This is a genomic window from Ilumatobacter nonamiensis YM16-303, from assembly GCF_000350145.1.
GTDB lineage: Bacteria > Actinomycetota > Acidimicrobiia > Acidimicrobiales > Ilumatobacteraceae > Ilumatobacter_A > Ilumatobacter_A nonamiensis.
The window spans coordinates 1-15,790 of sequence record NZ_BAOL01000037.1 but is presented as its reverse complement, the minus strand read 5'-3'; the positions used below and the strand labels follow the sequence as shown (position 1 = coordinate 15,790).

At 67.1% G+C, this 15,790-nt stretch carries 15 protein-coding genes; 8 read left to right on the top strand and 7 right to left on the bottom strand.

Going from position 1 to position 15,790, the window contains the following annotated elements; translation table 11 throughout:
* Positions 1–28: 28 nt before the first annotated feature.
* From ON45_RS04885 to ON45_RS04855, 7 genes are all read left to right on the top strand, one after another.
* The gene (locus tag ON45_RS04885) at positions 29–706 is read left to right on the top strand and encodes a DNA alkylation repair protein (RefSeq protein ID WP_040492412.1); all 678 of its coding nucleotides are present in this window, start codon (positions 29–31) and stop codon (positions 704–706) included.
* 202 nt (positions 707–908) lie between these two features.
* Positions 909–1,367 (top strand): (2Fe-2S)-binding protein, encoded by a 459-nt coding sequence (locus tag ON45_RS04880; protein WP_040492448.1) that lies wholly within the window; start codon positions 909–911, stop codon positions 1,365–1,367.
* Between the two features lie 37 nt (positions 1,368–1,404).
* Positions 1,405–3,852 (top strand): xanthine dehydrogenase family protein molybdopterin-binding subunit, encoded by a 2,448-nt coding sequence (locus tag ON45_RS04875; RefSeq protein WP_083914354.1) that lies wholly within the window; start codon positions 1,405–1,407, stop codon positions 3,850–3,852.
* Entirely contained in the window at positions 3,849–4,676 is an 828-nt protein-coding gene (locus tag ON45_RS04870) for an FAD binding domain-containing protein (protein WP_040492411.1), read from the top strand. The genes ON45_RS04875 and ON45_RS04870 overlap by 4 nt, the downstream gene beginning before the upstream one ends.
* 9 nt (positions 4,677–4,685) lie before the next feature.
* Positions 4,686–5,276, top strand: coding sequence for a dienelactone hydrolase family protein (locus ON45_RS04865; protein ID WP_040492410.1), 591 nt, complete (start codon positions 4,686–4,688; stop codon positions 5,274–5,276).
* A gap of 67 nt (positions 5,277–5,343) precedes the next feature.
* Positions 5,344–6,426 carry a phosphatase PAP2 family protein gene (locus ON45_RS04860; RefSeq protein ID WP_051062481.1) on the top strand — a complete coding sequence of 361 codons (1,083 nt, stop codon included), beginning with the start codon at positions 5,344–5,346 and terminating at the stop codon, positions 6,424–6,426.
* Between the two features lie 28 nt (positions 6,427–6,454).
* Positions 6,455–8,116 (top strand): hypothetical protein, encoded by a 1,662-nt coding sequence (locus ON45_RS04855; protein WP_040492408.1) that lies wholly within the window; start codon positions 6,455–6,457, stop codon positions 8,114–8,116.
* Here ON45_RS04855 and ON45_RS04850 read toward each other — a convergent pair.
* The 3 genes from ON45_RS04850 to ON45_RS21070 all read right to left on the bottom strand — a co-directional run bounded on the left by ON45_RS04850 (position 8,102) and on the right by ON45_RS21070 (position 11,200).
* Positions 8,102–9,085, bottom strand: a complete 984-nt coding sequence (locus tag ON45_RS04850; protein ID WP_040492405.1) for a glycosyltransferase family 2 protein — start codon at positions 9,083–9,085, stop codon at positions 8,102–8,104. The genes ON45_RS04855 and ON45_RS04850 overlap by 15 nt on opposite strands.
* A 72-nt stretch (positions 9,086–9,157) precedes the next feature.
* Positions 9,158–10,039 carry a zinc ABC transporter permease AztB gene (gene aztB, locus ON45_RS04845; protein ID WP_085946504.1) on the bottom strand — a complete coding sequence of 294 codons (882 nt, stop codon included), beginning with the start codon at positions 10,037–10,039 and terminating at the stop codon, positions 9,158–9,160.
* Positions 10,040–10,078: 39 nt separating this feature from the next.
* A complete protein-coding gene (locus ON45_RS21070) occupies positions 10,079–11,200 on the bottom strand; it encodes a metal ABC transporter substrate-binding protein (RefSeq protein WP_051062479.1) in 1,122 nt (373 codons plus the stop codon).
* Positions 11,201–11,306: 106 nt separating this feature from the next.
* Between ON45_RS21070 and ON45_RS04835 the strand changes: the two genes are divergently transcribed.
* Positions 11,307–12,074, top strand: coding sequence for a metal ABC transporter ATP-binding protein (locus ON45_RS04835; RefSeq protein WP_051062492.1), 768 nt, complete (start codon positions 11,307–11,309; stop codon positions 12,072–12,074).
* A gap of 4 nt (positions 12,075–12,078) precedes the next feature.
* Here the strand turns inward: ON45_RS04835 and ON45_RS21065 are convergent, their stop codons facing one another.
* The 4 genes from ON45_RS21065 to ON45_RS04815 form a co-directional block, all read right to left on the bottom strand.
* Entirely contained in the window at positions 12,079–12,528 is a 450-nt protein-coding gene (locus tag ON45_RS21065; RefSeq protein WP_051062477.1) for a Fur family transcriptional regulator, read from the bottom strand.
* A gap of 132 nt (positions 12,529–12,660) precedes the next feature.
* Positions 12,661–13,584, bottom strand: a complete 924-nt coding sequence (locus ON45_RS04825) for a lysylphosphatidylglycerol synthase domain-containing protein (RefSeq protein WP_040492404.1) — start codon at positions 13,582–13,584, stop codon at positions 12,661–12,663.
* Between the two features lie 3 nt (positions 13,585–13,587).
* Positions 13,588–14,190 (bottom strand): class I SAM-dependent methyltransferase, encoded by a 603-nt coding sequence (locus ON45_RS04820; RefSeq protein ID WP_040492402.1) that lies wholly within the window; start codon positions 14,188–14,190, stop codon positions 13,588–13,590.
* Entirely contained in the window at positions 14,187–15,734 is a 1,548-nt protein-coding gene (locus ON45_RS04815; RefSeq protein WP_040492401.1) for a glycosyltransferase family protein, read from the bottom strand. The genes ON45_RS04820 and ON45_RS04815 overlap by 4 nt, the downstream gene beginning before the upstream one ends.
* Positions 15,735–15,790: the final 56 nt, after the last annotated feature.

Here is a 15,790-nt window from a genome sequence, read left to right as displayed (position 1 = left end):
CGACTTCGACGGAGGGTCGGGACCCGGGATGGACACCGCTCCGGACGCCGTCGACGGTCTGCGGGACCGTCTCGCGGCTGTCGCCGTGCCGGCCGACGCGACACCGATGGCCGCATACATGAAGGGCCGGTTTCCGTTCCTCGGCGTGAAGACCCCGGCGCGGCGCCTGGCGTCGCGCCCGTTGATCAACGCGTCGAAGCGGGCCGACATCGATGGCGTCGTCGACACCGCGTACCGACTCCGCTCCCAGCCGGAGCGCGAGTTCCACTACGTCGCGAGCGACCTTCTGGCGGCGAACGCGAGGCGGCTCGCGGTCGATCATCTCGACGATCTCCGCCATTTCATCACCACCGACTCGTGGTGGGACACCGTCGATGCACTCGCCTCGCCGACGGTCGGCACCATGGTGCTCGCCCACCCGGGCCTCGTCGATGCGCTCGACGAATGGATCGACGATCCCGACTTCTGGCTCGCCCGTACGGCGATCATCCACCAGCTCCGTTTCCAGGAACGGACCGACGTCGATCGCCTGTTCCGCTACTCGCTGCGACGCGCGGGTGACCCCGAGTTCTTCATCCGGAAGGCCATCGGTTGGGCGCTGCGCCAATACGCGCGAATCGACCCGGGAGCGGTGCGGACATTCATCGATGCACACGTCGAGGATCTGTCGCCGCTCACCGTCCGCGAGGCGAGCAAACACCTCTGACCCTTCCCCGCCCGTCACCACCCCGTTCGCGTTGCACAACTGGTCGGCCGGGCAGCCAAAAGTGCAACGCAAACGCTCGGAGGTGGGGTGGTGGTGCGCTCCTGTTCGCGTGGCGGTCACTCATGAGGCATGATGGGGACGCGCGTCACAGACGCGGCTTCATCGGGCAACACTTCACACCACACACCACTTGGGGGTCTTCGTGGACGTCACCATCACGATCAACGGCGAAGAACACACGCACGACGTCGAGGCACGCACGCTGCTCGTCCACTACGTCCGCGAACACGCCGGATTGACCGGAACCAACATCGGCTGCGACACATCATCGTGCGGCGCCTGTTCCCTCCACCTGAACGGTGAGGCCGTGAAGAGCTGCACCGTACTCGCCGCCCAGGCGGACGGGCAGGAGATCACCACGATCGAGGGGATGGCCGACGCCGATGGGACACTGCATCCGATGCAGCAGGCGTTCATGGAGAACCACGGTCTGCAGTGCGGCTACTGCACCCCGGGGATGGTCATGGCCGCCACGAGTCTCCTCGAGGAGAACCCGAACCCGACCGAGCAGGAAGTCCGGATCGGCCTCGAAGGCAACCTGTGCCGCTGCACGGGCTATCACAACATCGTCAAGTCGGTCCTCGCTGCGGCGAGCGCCTGACGGACATCGACGACATCGACTGGATGGGGGTCCAGACATGACGATCATCGACGACCTGGTCACCGACAACGAGGCCGCCAGCGAGGGTTCGATCGCCGCCGGCAACGGGGTCCTCGGCAAGCGCCTGCTCCGCAAGGAGGACCCGGCGCTGCTCACGGGGGAAGCGGTCTTCACGAACGACATGAAGGTTCCCGGCGCGTTGCACCTCGCGGTGCTGCGCAGCCCGTACGCCCACGCCAAGATCGTCTCGGTCGACGTGTCCGGCGCGCTCGCGATGGACGGCGTGCTGCATGCGTACAGCGGAGCCGACCTGGCCGATCAGTGGGCCGCGCCGATGCCCTGCGCGTGGCCCGTCACCGACGACATGAAGAACCCGGCGCACTTCCCGCTCGCCGCCACGAAGGCGACGTACGTGGGCGACGGCGTGGCGTGCGTCCTCGCCACCTCGGACGCGATCGCGCGTGACGCGCTGGAGGCGATCGACGTCGAGTACGAACCGCTCCCCGCCGTGATCGATCTCGAACAGGCGCTCGCCGACGACGTCGTGATCCACGACGAGATCGGCACGAACGTGTCGTACACGTGGCCGCTCGTGATCGAGGAGAACGAGGGCGACTGCCAGAAGGCGATGAACGAGTCCGCCCACGTCGTCAAGGAACGCTACGTCCAGCAGCGCCTGATCCCGATGGCGATGGAGCCACGCGCAGTCGTGGCGATTCCCCAGCCGTACGGCGGCGACATGACGCTGTACTCGGCGACCCAGGTGCCGCACATCCTCAAGGTGATGACCGCACTCACGCTCGGGATCCCCGAGCAGCAGATGCGGGTCGTGTGCCCGGCGGTCGGTGGCGGCTTCGGCTCCAAGCTCAACGTGTACGCCGAGGAGCTGCTCTGCGTGCAGCTCGCGCGCACCCTCAAGGTACCGGTCCGCTGGAACGAGGAGCGCGGCGAGAACGCGCAGGCCACGATCCACGGTCGTGCGCAGATCCAGGACATCGAACTGGCCGCCGACGAGAACGGCAAGATCACCGGCCTCCGGGTCCGCCTCATCGGCGACATGGGGGCCTACCTCCAGCTGGTCACGCCGGGCGTCCCGCTGCTCGGGGCGTTCCTCTACGGCGGTGTCTACGAGATCCCGAAGGCGTTCGACTTCTCGTGCACCTCCGTGTTCACGACGATGACGCCGACCGACGCCTATCGCGGCGCCGGTCGACCCGAGGCGACCTACGCGATCGAGCACGCGATGGACGCGCTGGCACGCAAGATGGACATCGATCCGCTCGAACTCCGTCGCCGCAACTTCATCCCCAAGGAGTCATTCCCGTACGAGGCCTACACCGGTCTCGTCTACGACTCGGGTGACCACGACAAGGCGGCCACGGTCGCCGAGGGAATGGTCGACTACGCGGTGCTCCGCGAACGCCAGCGAAGCCAGAACGTCGAGGGCGCCACGAAGCGACTCGGAATCGGCGTCTCGACGTACTTCGAGATGTGCGGCCTCGCCCCGTCACGGGTGCTGGCCTCGCTGAACTACTCGGCCGGCGGCTGGGAATCGGCCACCGTGCGGGTCCTGCCGACCTCGAAGATCCAGGTGGTCACCGGCACCGCGCCGCACGGGCAGGGTCACGAGACCGCCTGGTCGATGATCGCCGCCGACAAGTTCGGGGTCGATCCGGCCGATGTCGACGTGCTGCACTCCGACACCGCGATCGCACCGCTCGGCCTCGACACGTACGGTTCGCGTTCGCTGCCGGTCGGTGGCGTGGCGATCGGGATGGCCTGCGACAAGGTGATCGACAAGGCGCGCAAGATCGCCGCTCACCAGATGGAGGCCAACGAGGACGACCTCGAGTTCTCCGGCGGCGTGTTCAGCGTGGCGGGTTCGCCCGACAAGGAGATGCCGCTCGCTGCGATCGCCTTCGAGGCGTTCACGGCCCACGACCTCCCCGACGACGTCGAACCGAACCTCGAGGTCCAGGTCACCTACGACCCGCCGAACTTCTCGTGGCCCTTCGGCACACACATCTGCGTGGTCGAGGTCGACACCGAAACCGGCCACACCGACGTCCTCCAGTACGTCGCCGTCGACGACTGCGGCAACAAGGTCAACCCGCTGATCGTCGACGGCCAGGTCCACGGCGGCGTGATCCAGGGCTTGGCCCAGGCGTTGTACGAGGAAGCCGTGTACGACAGCGACGGCAACCTCCAGACGTCGGGGCTCGCCGAATACCTGGTGCCTGCCGCCAGCGACGTTCCACCGATCACCACCGGCGAGAGCATCACGCCGTCACCGACCAATCCACTCGGCGTCAAGGGGGTCGGCGAGGCCGGCACCATCGGCGCCGCCCCGTGTGTGATGAACGCCATCGTCGATGCCCTGTCCGGGCTCGGCGTGCGCGACATCCAGATGCCCGCCAGTCCCGTCAAGGTCTGGACCGCCATTCACGAAGCCCAAGCAGCCCCCAACTCTCAGGAGAACCAGTGATCCCCGCAGCATTCGACTACGCCCGCGCCGAGTCCGCCGAGGAGGCCATCAGCCTGATCGGACAACACGGCGACGAGTCCAAGTTCCTCGCGGGAGGGCACAGCCTCCTGCCGCTGATGAAGCTGCGCCTCGCGCAGCCGACCGTGCTGATCGACATCGGCCGTCTCACCGACCTGTCCTACATTCGCGAGGACGGCGACGTGATCGCGATCGGCGCGATGACACGCCACATGGACGTCGAGAACTCCGACCTGCTCGCACAGCACGTCCCGTTGCTCGCCCATGCCGCCTCCCACGTCGGCGACCCGCAGGTCCGCCATCGCGGCACCATCGGCGGCTCGATCTGCCACAGCGACTCGGCGTCCGATCTGCCGGCGACCACGCTGGCCCTCGGTGCGACGTACGTGGCGCAGGGTCCGAACGGCACGCGGGAGATCGCTGCGGGCGACTTCTACCAGGGCTTCCTCACGACCGCCCTCGCGGCCGACGAGCTGCTCACCGAGATCCGCGTGCCGAAGATGAACGGTGCCGGGTGGAGCTTCCAGAAGTTCAACCGTCGTGCGCAGGACTGGGCGATCGTCGGTGTGGCCGCCTGGCGCCGCAACGGTGATTCCGGCATCGGCCTGGTGAACATGGGTTCGGTCCCGATTCTCGCCAGCGGCGTGTCCGAGGCGCTGTCGAGCGGAGCATCGATCGAGGACGCGGCGGCGCAGGCGCCGGAGGGGTGCGACCCGACCGCCGACCTGAACGCGAGCATCGAGTACCGCGAACACCTCGCCCGCGTCCTCACCCGCCGCGCCCTCGAAGAAGCCAGCTCCTCATAAGGGCAGCACATGGCCGAGGTCGTCCTGTTCCACCACGTGTTGGGGTTGACCGACGGTGTGCGCGAGTTCGCCGAGCGCCTCGCCGGGGGAACCCACCGCGTCCACACCCCTGATCTCTACGCCGGGGCCGTCGCGTCGAGCCTGGAGGACGGGTTCGCGATCAAGAACGACATCGGCGATGACACCGTGCGCGAGCGCACGGAGGATGCCCTCGGTGAACTGCCGCCGGAGTTGGTGTACGCGGGGATCTCGCTGGGTGTGATGACCGCCCAGCGCCTGGCCCAGACGCGGCCGGGTGCTCGCGGTGCGTTGCTGTACGAGGCGTGCATCCCCATCACCGGCGAGTGGGCGTTCGGGCCCTGGCCCGATTCCCTCCCCGTCCAGATCCACGGCATGGACGACGACGAGTTCTTCGCTCACGAGGGCGACGCCGACGCCGCACGCGAGCTCGTCGAGTCCGTCGGATCGACCATCGGCGAGCTGTACACGTACCCCGGAAGCCATCACCTCTTCGTCGACAGCTCGCTCCCGTCCCACGACGCGGACGCCACGGCGCTGGTCGTCGAGCGATCGCGCGCGTTTCTCGACCGCATCGGTTGACACCGGCGAGACGAGCGCCGACTGCATCGAGGTGAACGGAGAGTGACGCGCGAGTAGCGTCCTGCCGATGGTGGTGGCGCTCGAGACGGGAGGGCTGTGGCGCGTCCTCTGGTACTCGATCGCCTTGGCGTCAGTCGTGGGGGCGTTCAGCGCCGTGCTGCGGGCCTTCGGCGTCGAATGGCGCATGATCCGCTGGTGTCTGATCAGCCTCTACACATCGGTGTACGTCTGGTGGTTCTTGGAGAACGGGATCATCATCGATCGCATCTCGGTGCTCTGGTCGTTCGCGATCTTCCTGTGCGTCGCCAGCGTCGGTCGACCGGCGCACGAGTGGTGGCGCACCGCGCGTGACCTCGGGTTCTTCGTGGCGATGTGGCTCGCCTACGACGAGAGCCGCGGCATCGCGGACGGTCTGGGGATGCCCGTCCAGGTCGAATCGGTGCGCAACATCGATCGATTCCTGTTCTTCGGCACCGACGGCGTGGTCTGGCTTCAGGAGCGTTTCCTGGCTCCGGTCGGAACCGTTCGGTGGTACGACGTGATCGCGGCGTTCGTGTACTACTCGCACTTCGTGTTGCCGCCGCTGGTGATGGCCGTGCTCTGGCTCACGAATCGCGACCAGTGGATCCGATACATGCGGCGCTTCGCCACCGTGATCCTGATCGGGTGCGTCGGCTTCATCCTGTTCCCGACGGCGCCCCCGTGGATGGCGGCGGGTGGTGTCAACGGATCCGGGTACGCCTTCGACGCACTCCCCCCGGTCCGGCGTCCGACCGGCAACGGCTGGCGACACATCGGGCTCGAGAGTTTCGTCGAGGCGTGGGACGTGGGACGCGACTGGGCGAACGAGGTCGCTGCGATGCCATCGCTCCACTCTGCGTACGCGCTGTTCGTCGTGGTCTTCTTCTGGCCGAAGATCCGTCCGGTCGGGCTGCGGTACCTGGCATTGCTCTATCCGTTCAGCATGGCGGTCGCACTGATGTACTTCGGAGAGCACTACTTCGCCGATGCCTTGGCAGGATGGGCGACCGTGGGAGTCTCGTTCCTGATCTGGAATCGCATCGAACGACGCTGGGACGCGACCGCTCCGGTTCCTGCCGGCGAACCCACCCTCGAGGAGCCCGAGTCGCTGGAGTCGGCGTCTGCCTGACGAACCGACAACCTGGCGACGTGCCGGGTTGCTCAGCGCCGTCACTGTGTTCCTCGTGCGGGTCGGCGCGTCCTGGGGGCGCACCGAATACTCCATCTGGCCCGACGAACCCGCTCAGTTGGCGATGGCCCGGTTCCTCGGCGGTGGCACGTCATGGACCATGCACGACCACAGCACGTGGCGACCGGCATACGCCGCGCTCCTGGCGCCGATCCACTGGTTCACCAGCGATCCGGCGATCGTGTTCCGACTCGCGCTGGTCGTCAACGCCGTGCTCGGTGCAGTGGCCGCCCTGTTGCTGGTCGTGTTGGCTCGACGGTTGACATCGCTCGGCCCGTGGGGCTGTGCGGCGATCGCCGTCATCGTCTCGCTGACGCCCGCGCGCCTGTTCACCACCGACTTCGTCTGGTCCGAATCGCTCACCGCCGCGATGTTCCTCGTGGCGCTGCTCGCGCTGCTCCGGTTCTGGTCGGCGCCGTCCCGATCGAGCGGCGTCCTGCTCGGGTTCGCAGCAGCCGCGGCGGTCGGGGCGCACAGCCGCCTCCTGCCGCTCGTCGTGATCGCGCTCGTCGTGATGGCGCTCGCCGTCCGCCGGCGATCCCTCTCCGCCGTCGACGCCACGATCGCCGCAGCGTGCACAGTCGGCGGGCTGATCGCGGTCGAGATCGCGACCCGGCTCATCGTCGCACAACTGTGGCGGAACCCGACATCGAACAATTCCGCCGGCGCCGTCGCCGATCGGTTGACCGATCCTGGTGCGCTGCTCCTGTCGTTCGCCGGGCAGACCTGGTACCAGCTCGTGGCGTCGGCGGGGCTGATCGGCGTCGGAGGATGGGTACTCGCCCGCAACAGCTTCGCCTCCGGGTCCGACCGTTCGACGACCCGCGTGCCCACGCGCGACGATGCGCGCCTCGTCGGTCTCACCGTCGCCGCGTGCGCCGGCCTGTCGATCGCGTTCATGGCCGGGCGTCTGCGCGCCGACCAGGTGGTCTACGGCCGGTACTCGGACGTCGTCACCGCCCCGGTGCTGCTGATCGGACTCGCCACGCTCGTGACGGCGGCGACCGCGACAACGGCGCGAAGCCGGGTGGTCGCCGCCGTGGGGATCGCAGCGGCGACGATCGCGACGGCGGCCGTCACGGTCATCTCTCGCCACGATGCGCTGGCGAGTTCGAACGGGTTGGAGCCGATGATTCTCGGGCTCCAGCCGTTCCGTGGATCGAGTGACCGGATCGACGTGTTCCGTATCACGGTGCTCGCGCTTGCGGTGGGTGCTGTCCTGCTGGCGACCACGTTCCTCCGAAGTCGCGCCCTCCTCGCCGGCACCATCGCAGCGTTTGCGCTGGTCGTCGTCGGCGACGCCTTCACCGCGGACATCCTCGATCGCGAATGGTCGGGCCGCGGAGGTCACGACGCCGTGGCCGAACTGGCCGATGGACCACTCGCATCGGGAGCACCCGTCGACTTCCTCGTTCCGGCCGCGTCGAATTCCACCAACCGGCTGATGCTCTATCAGATGTATCTGCCCGAGTCGGAGTTCACGGTGGTGGAGGATTCCTCCGAGGTTGCATCGTCCCCGTTGGTGTTCGCTCCACCCGGCGACACCGCACTGGACGAGGCCGGCGCGCTCCTCCTCTGGACCGACCGATTCGGCCGGATGAGTCTGTGGGACCGGTCAGTCGTCCGGTGACGAATCGGAGCTGTTCGCGTCGAATTCCCGACGTCGGGCGGCCACCCGCAGGTCCTCGAGCACGCGCCGGTTGGCCGCCTGAAGATCCGCGAGGAACGCGATCCCCCAGATCTGGACCGCCACGACCAGGAAGCCGAATCCGGTCAGCAGACTCGGAACTCGGCTCTGGTACTCGTCCTCGATCGCGTAGAGGAGCAGCCAACGCAGCACGAGGAGCATTCCGATCAGCAGCGGCACGCAGCCGAGGAAGAAGAAGAACCGGAACGGCTTGTAGAGCGCGAAGCTCCGCACGATCGCCTGACCCGATCGCCACAGGTACTGCGGCACACTGCGCACCAGCTTGGAGTCCCGGGTCTTGGGGTTGACCTCGATCGGCACCGACTCCACGGCCAACCGGTTCCACCCGGCCTGGATGATCGTCTCCATCGTGTAGGAGTACCGGCCGAACACCTGCACCTGGAGCGCGGCGTCACGGTTGTACGCACGGAATCCGCTCGCGGCGTCCTTCACGCCGGTGCCCGAGAAACGTCGCACGATCCTGCTTCCCAGGCGCTGCAGGAACTTCTTCGACCGCGAGAAGTCGTCGATGCTGTCGATGGGCCGCTCTCCGACGACCACGTCCGCCCGACCGGTCACCACCGGGGCCACGAGGTCGACGATGGAATCACCCCGGTACTGGTTGTCGGCATCGGTGTTGACGATGACGTCGGCGCCCGCAGCGAGGCACGCGTCGAGCCCGGTCATGAACGCAGCGGCGAGCCCCTTGTTCCGCGCATGCGACACGACATGGTCCACGCCGTTCTCGCGGGCGACCTCCACCGTTCGGTCGTCGCTGCCGTCGTCGATGACGAGCCATTCGACGACATCGACGCCGGGCACCTCACGTGGGAGGTCGGCGAGCGTCTCAGGAAGGGTTGCCTCTTCGTTCCAGCACGGAATCTGGATGATGAGCTTGACGGGCCTGGACACTGCGAGCAGAGCGTAGCGATCGAACGTGCGGGAGACGTGGTGCGCACCGGGCGCCGGACGGTTCCAACGACGTCACGTCGAAGCGCTCGCGACCGGAGCATCGCTTCTGGCGGCACCCGACTGTCGCCTCCGGCCGATCGCGTGGACCGCTTCGGAGACGATCAGCACGGCGAAGAACTGCCCCACGGCGATGCCGGCAACGGTCGCCGACGCTGCGGTGTCCGCGTGGTAGCTGATCGCGAGCCCGAGCACGACGGCGAGCCAACCGAAGCCGACGGCGACCACCATGGCGGTGGGGACGCGTCGCACCAGCAGCACAGCGGTGGCGGGCGGCGCCACGAGAAATCCGAACACGAGCAATGTCCCGACGACACGAAAGCTGGCGACGACCGTCAGTGACAGCAACACCAGCATCGCCACGTGTGCGAGCCCCGGTCGGAGGCCGAGTGTCGCCGCCTTGTCCGCACCGATCGAGAGCGCGAGGAACGAGCGGTGTCCGACGACGACGCCGACGATCGTGATGACGAGGGCTGCGAGGCCGAGGAGAAGTTCGTTGTTGCGGACGCCGAGGACGTCGCCGAAGAGGAACCCGGTCAGGTCGCCCGCGAACGAGTTCTGTTTGCTGATGATCACGACACCCAATGCGAGCATGCCGACGAACAGCAATCCGATCCCGGTGTCGTCGGACAGCTTCGTCGTGCGGTGGACGAGATTGATCCCGAGCACCATCACGATCGCGCTGGCTGCGGCGCCCAGGGTGAGATCGAACCCCCACACCACCGCGAGAGCGATCCCGGGCAGAACACCGTGCGCCATCGCATCGCCGAAGAACGCGAGCCCACGGATCACGACCCATGTCCCGATCAACGATGTCATCGTGGCGGCGAGAAGACCTCCGACGAGCGCTCGTCGCGTGATGTCCGATGCGTAAGCGTCAAGAAAGAAGTTGATCATGTCGTTCGGTGCCGTCTCGCACGGACGAGACCCGTTGGGTCACGGCGCGAGTGCTTCAGCGATGCGGTTCGCGTTGGTGCTCATCATCGCAATGTAGGTCTCGGCGCCGGAACCCTCCTCGCCGAGGCTCTCACTGTAGAGCTCGACGACTTCGACGTCGCCTCCGATCTCGTCCGCGAGAACGTCGGCCAGCTGTGATGACTGGGTGGTCTCGCCGAAGATCGCGGGAACCCCTTCGGCGGTGATCAACGCGGCGAGTTCTTCGATGTCGGACGCCGACGCTTCGGCGTTCGTCGTCAGCGACGGGATGATCGCGCCCAGAACCTCGAAGTCGTATCGATCGGCGAAGTAGCCGAAGACCTCGTGGTTGGTCACCAGGATTCGGCCCTCGTCGGGAACGACATCCAGCGTCGACTCCATGGAGGCGTCGAGTTCATCGAGGGAAGCGACGTACTCATCGAACGATGTCGCCAGTGCGGCGTCGTCCACACCGTCGAGTTCCGCGACCGCGACCTCCAACTCGGCGACGGCCGTGGCGATGCGAGTCGGGTCGGTCCAGATGTGCGGGTCGTCGCTTCCCTCCTCGTGCTCATGCTCGTCGTCGGAGTGCTCTTCCCCGTCGGAATGCTCCTCGTCAGCATGCTCCTCGTCGTCCGAGTGCTCTTCCTCGTCGGAATGCTCGTCGTCAGCATGCCCCTCGTCGTCCGAGTGGTCGTCGTCGTGGCTGTGTTCCTCGTCGGCGTGCTCCTCCTCGTCCGAGTGCTCGTCCTCGTGGCTGCGCTCGCCGTCGAACTGGAGGAGCTCGACCTGGTCGGCGAACGTGAAGACCGGTGTCCCGGAGTCCTGGACGTTCGCGATGATGTCGAGCATCCCCTCCTCGAAGCCTGCGCCGTTCACGACGAGCAGGTCGGCGTTCTCCATCGTCTCGGCCTGACGGGCCGACGGTGCGAAGTCGTGCGGATCGGTCCCGAGCGACATGATCACCTCGACCTCGGCATGGGGACCGACGGCTTCGGAGACGATGTCGCCCAGGATGTTCGTGGTCACGACGATCGTGGGCAGGTCGGCGGTCTCCGGAGCTGCCGACCCGTCCGTTTGTGCGCCGGCATCGTCCGCGCTCGAATCCGACCCACACGCGACGGCGCTGGCTGCAAGGGTCACAATCGCCGAGGCCCGGATAGTATTGAGAATTCTTCCCATAGCTTCGGAGGTTATGGGAATGATTCCAAGAATCACAACTCTTGCTCGGGTCGAACGAATGGATCCCATGAACACAACCGACACCGAGCGGCTCGCGGTCGACATCGACGACCTCGATGTCGACCGGGGCGGGAACTCCGTGCTGAGAATCGATCAGGTCCGAATCGAGCCCGGCTACACCGCCGTGGTCGGTCCGAACGGTTCGGGCAAGTCGACGCTGCTGCACGTCATCAGCGGATTGATCTCACCTCGTCGGGGAACGGTCCTCATCGGTGGCGAGCCGCCCCGTCTCGGCTCGCGGGTCGCATACGTCCTGCAGTCGCAGCACGCGTCACGACATCTCCTCGTCACCGCGCGCGAAGTCGTCGCGCTAGCGCAACCGTCACGGCGGCGACTCCGTCGCGCCAGTGCTCGTGACCGTCGCCGGGTGGACGACGTCCTCGAACTCCTCGGTGTCGCCGACCTCGCGAACCGCCAGCTGGCGGACATGTCCGGCGGTCAACGCCAGCGAGTGTTCATCGCCCAGGGCCTCGCGCAAGACGCGGAGATCATCCTGCTCGATGAGCCGGTTGCCGGTCTGGACCTCGCGTCCTCCCAGCTCATCCGGCATGCGATCGACGAACAGCGCGATTCCGGCCGGGTCGTCGTGGTCGCGACCCACGATCTCGACGAGGCGGCCAGGGCCGACCGAGTGCTCATGCTGAACACCGACCTCATCGCCGCCGGATCACCGTCGGACGTACTCGTTGCCCGCAACCTGCGCCGCGCCTATCAGGGCCGAGTGCTCGACCTGGGCGACGGTTCGATCACCGTCGACGACGCACACCACCACTGATTCGTCATCGATCAGCGGGGCAGTCGCCGCAGACCACGAAGAGGTCGATCAGATGACTGGTTTCGGTCGCTCCGGCTTGTTCGGCGATCTCGCGGAACGCCGCGTCGAGCGTCCGCTCGACCTTGGCAGGAAGCGTGAAGTCCTGAACCGAGCCGCAGCTCTCGCAGATCATGTGGTGGTGATGTTCGGTCAGTTCCTCGGCCAGCTCGAAGTGGGCATAGTCGGCGCGGTGCACGACTCGGCGCACCACGCCCGCCTCTTCCATGAGGGCGAGATTGCGGTACGCCGAACTCTGCGGAAGCGTCGGCGCGAGATCCAACAGATCGGGCAGCGTGATCGGACCGTCCGCAGCTCGCAGCGCAGCCACGATCGCTCGCCGTCCCGAGGTGTATCGGAGCTCGTGGCGCTCGAGCCGATCGGTGACGACGCGGTCGAGTTCGGTGGTCGCAGCCATGACGACGGGAACACTAGCGATTCCGGGGCCGCTCACGCAGGCGCACCTCGCCGGGTCACCCGGGGCATCGGGCGGAGCGATCCGCCGACTCGACGTACCGGTCTCGTGGTGCCGGTCGCGGCTCGTCACGCGTCAGGCGGCGGCACGACGATCGTCGACGCGCCGAGCGACCACGACCGAGCCTCCTGCGGCAACGAGATCGACGAGGATCGACACGAATCGGGCGACCACCGCGACGGTCACTGCCAAGCCCGCTCCCAGCGTCGGCGTCATCAGCGACACGAAGACGGCTTCCCGAACACCGATGCCTCCCGGAAGCCCGACGATGACGAATCCGGCCATCCACGCAACGCAGGTGACGAACACCAGGTCGACGGTGAATCCGACCCCGTGCGGACCGTTCAATGCGATGATTGCGAAGAGATTGGCCGCACTGAACGCCAGCCACACCGGCACGTGGAACAGGGTCCATCTCGTGAAGCTGAGGGCCGACGGCAGTGTGAGCCGACCGCGGGACAGCGAAGCCGTCACCGCCGCGGCGCGGCGCCGCAGTGGATCGAGTCCGAGCACCGCCAGTCCGACAACGAGCCCGAGACCCAGGAGAAGCGCCGGGACCCACCGGTCGTCCGGCGAGGCGAATCCAGCGACGACCGCCACCGTGGCCGCGCCCGCGAGCGTCGACAGCATCGAGACGGCGGTGCCGGCGTACGCGTCGGTCCGCCCGACACCACCGCGGTGTGCCAACTCTCCCTGCCCGACGACCGGCCAGATTCCGCCGGGGACGTACTTGCCGAGTTGACCGACGCAGAACCACCTCATTCCGGCTCCCGCCGGGGCCACGGCGTCGCGGGCGCGCACGATCGCGATCCACACCACGCCGATCCCGAGAATCGCCGTCAGGCCGGCGACACCGGCGGCGATCAGCCAGGCCGGATCGGACTGGCGCAGGGCCTCGATGAACTCGTCGCGCCCGGAGTACAGCTTGGCGGCGACGAACGCGATCCCAGCGATGCCGATGACTGCGCCGAGGCTGGCGACCAGGCGTTGTCGGTTCACGCTTCAGCGCACACGAGCGTGGACCATCGTCCACGGGAGCGGGCTCGCCACGCCCTGCACCTCGAACTCACCGTCGACGAACTTGGTGAACCCGCGGCGACCCCAGTGGTTGATGTGGCCAGGCGTGTTCCCGAGGTCACGGAGGTACCGGCCACGCGCCATGTTCCCGATCCTCCAGATCGGCTCGAACGGAACCGAAGCCAGCAGATCGGACGTACACACGCGAGCCAGTTCACGGAGCGCAGCGGGCGGGTCGTCGAAGTGCTCGAACACCTCGATCGCCACGACGAGGTCGAAGGCATCGTCGGGCGCCGGGAGCGCGACCACGTCCGCGAACATGCACATCAGGTCCTGCGCCGTCCACTCGGCGGCGAGCTCCGGGTCCGGGAGATCGAGTCCGACGATCTTCGCATCCGGAAAGCGCGTCGCGAGCCGCTCGGAGACGATGCCCTCGCCGACTCCGACCTCGAGGATCCGAGTCGGCGCCAAGCCGTCGACGAACCGATCGAGCGCCGCGAAGAAGCCCTCCATCATCTTCCGTTCGATCGGATTCGTGGTGCCGTACTTGTCGTACGTGTTCCCGGTGGGGACGTCGGTGTCGGTCATGTTTCCTCCATCGGAACATCTGATTCGGCGGTCGCGCCGTCATCCGGGTCGGGGATTCGCCACAGGATCCACGTGTCGTCCGACCAGATCTCCACGAACCCCGACGTCGCCATCTCGTCGACATCGGGCTGCCATCCGGAGTCACGTCGGCGCTGGGCGAAGTAGTCGGCACCGAGGCTGACCTTGTCGAGATGGTTCGACTGGAACGAGCGGCGATCGGTCAGCAGCGTCATCGTCCGTGCACGATAGAAGGCGATCACCGCGTCGGGTGGGGTCATCTCGTTCACCGCGTCGTAGAGCGGAACGCTGTCGGGGTTCGACGGACCGCTCAGGGTCCGCCCGTCTGCGGCGAACTGGCGCACATCATCGATCTCGGTCGGCAGCGTGACCGCGTGTGCGATCAGGAGCACGGCGACGGGGGCGACGCCGAGCCATCGGCCGACGGATCGGCGACCTCGCCACAGCCACACGCCGGCGGCGACGCACGCCGCGACGGCGAAGTAGAGCACCCATGGGGTCACCTGGAACCAGTAGCGATCGACCCGCCGGACATGCGTCCCGATCGTGAGCGCACTGAGCACCGCGAGCACGAGGATCGGGAGGTCCAGTCGTGGCCGAGTCCGGAGACCGACCACGATCCCCACCGCTGCCAGCGCGAGCACCACCAGCCCCACCCACATCGTTTCGCCGAGACCGAGCTGGTCGCTGAGGATGAGCGGGAACTCCTTCCAGCGATCATCGAGGTTGCCCGGGCTGTTGCCGTTCTCGGGGAAGAGCGTCGTCGGCAGCAGCAGTTGGAACGTCACGACCGCACCGAAGAACGCGAGGTGAGGGGCAACGATCCGGGCCCAGTCGGCTCGGACTCTCGCGAGCGCCGGGTCCCCACCCACCTTCCACAGTTCTGCTGCCTGGATCGAGGCGATCACGAGCGGCAGGACGATGCCCTCGCGACGGATGTTGAAGACCGCGGCGGCAATCACCCCCAGCACGACGAGGTCGCGGATCGAGGCGTCGATCAGCCGACCGCGATCGAGGGTCCGGTCCAGCATCCACAGGAACAATCCGGACGCTGCGAGGAACGGGAACTCGCTCAACAGCTGTTCGGTGTGGCCGAGCAGGATCGGGGCCGTCCCGAGGACGGTCACGACGGCGAGCGCGGGGAGGGCTCCGATCCGGCGACGGACGATTCCGTGCACGAACGTGAGCCACACGAGCATCAATGCGACCTCGACCAGCTTCAGCCGGTCGTAATCGAAACCCCAGAGGTACACGAACGGTGACAGCAGCAGCGGCCAGCCCCACGGGTATCCGACCGGGCTGAACAGCGGATCGGAGTTGAGCACCGAGAAGCGGTTGTCGGCGATCACCGCTCCCGTGTCGCCGTCGAAGATGCTGCGCGCCTGGCGGAGGTAGAGCGCGAAGTCGTCACCGAGCAGGTGTCCCGGACGATGCAGCATGACGGCCAGCACGGCCGCGAGGAGAAGCACCGCCGGGAGGGCGAGCCGCCGCCAGTCGAGCGTCAGCGAGCTCAGGCGGTCGACCATCGACGCGATGCTACGGCTCGAAAACCGTGAACCATCGGGTGTCAGACACCCGATGG

Bases quoted from the DNA above. Each gene is read 5' to 3' on its own strand.
- ON45_RS04885 (WP_040492412.1), top strand. From the start codon at position 29: ATGGACACCGCTCCGGACGCCGTCGACGGTCTGCGGGACCGTCTCGCG.
- ON45_RS04875 (WP_083914354.1), top strand. From the start codon at position 1,405: ATGACGATCATCGACGACCTGGTCACCGACAACGAGGCCGCCAGCGAG.
- ON45_RS04865 (WP_040492410.1), top strand. From the start codon at position 4,686: ATGGCCGAGGTCGTCCTGTTCCACCACGTGTTGGGGTTGACCGACGGT.
- ON45_RS04860 (WP_051062481.1), top strand. From the start codon at position 5,344: ATGGTGGTGGCGCTCGAGACGGGAGGGCTGTGGCGCGTCCTCTGGTAC.
- aztB (WP_085946504.1), bottom strand. From the start codon at position 10,039: ATGATCAACTTCTTTCTTGACGCTTACGCATCGGACATCACGCGACGA.
- ON45_RS04835 (WP_051062492.1), top strand. From the start codon at position 11,307: ATGAACACAACCGACACCGAGCGGCTCGCGGTCGACATCGACGACCTC.
- ON45_RS21065 (WP_051062477.1), bottom strand. From the start codon at position 12,528: ATGGCTGCGACCACCGAACTCGACCGCGTCGTCACCGATCGGCTCGAG.
- ON45_RS04820 (WP_040492402.1), bottom strand. From the start codon at position 14,190: ATGACCGACACCGACGTCCCCACCGGGAACACGTACGACAAGTACGGC.
- ON45_RS04815 (WP_040492401.1), bottom strand. From the start codon at position 15,734: ATGGTCGACCGCCTGAGCTCGCTGACGCTCGACTGGCGGCGGCTCGCC.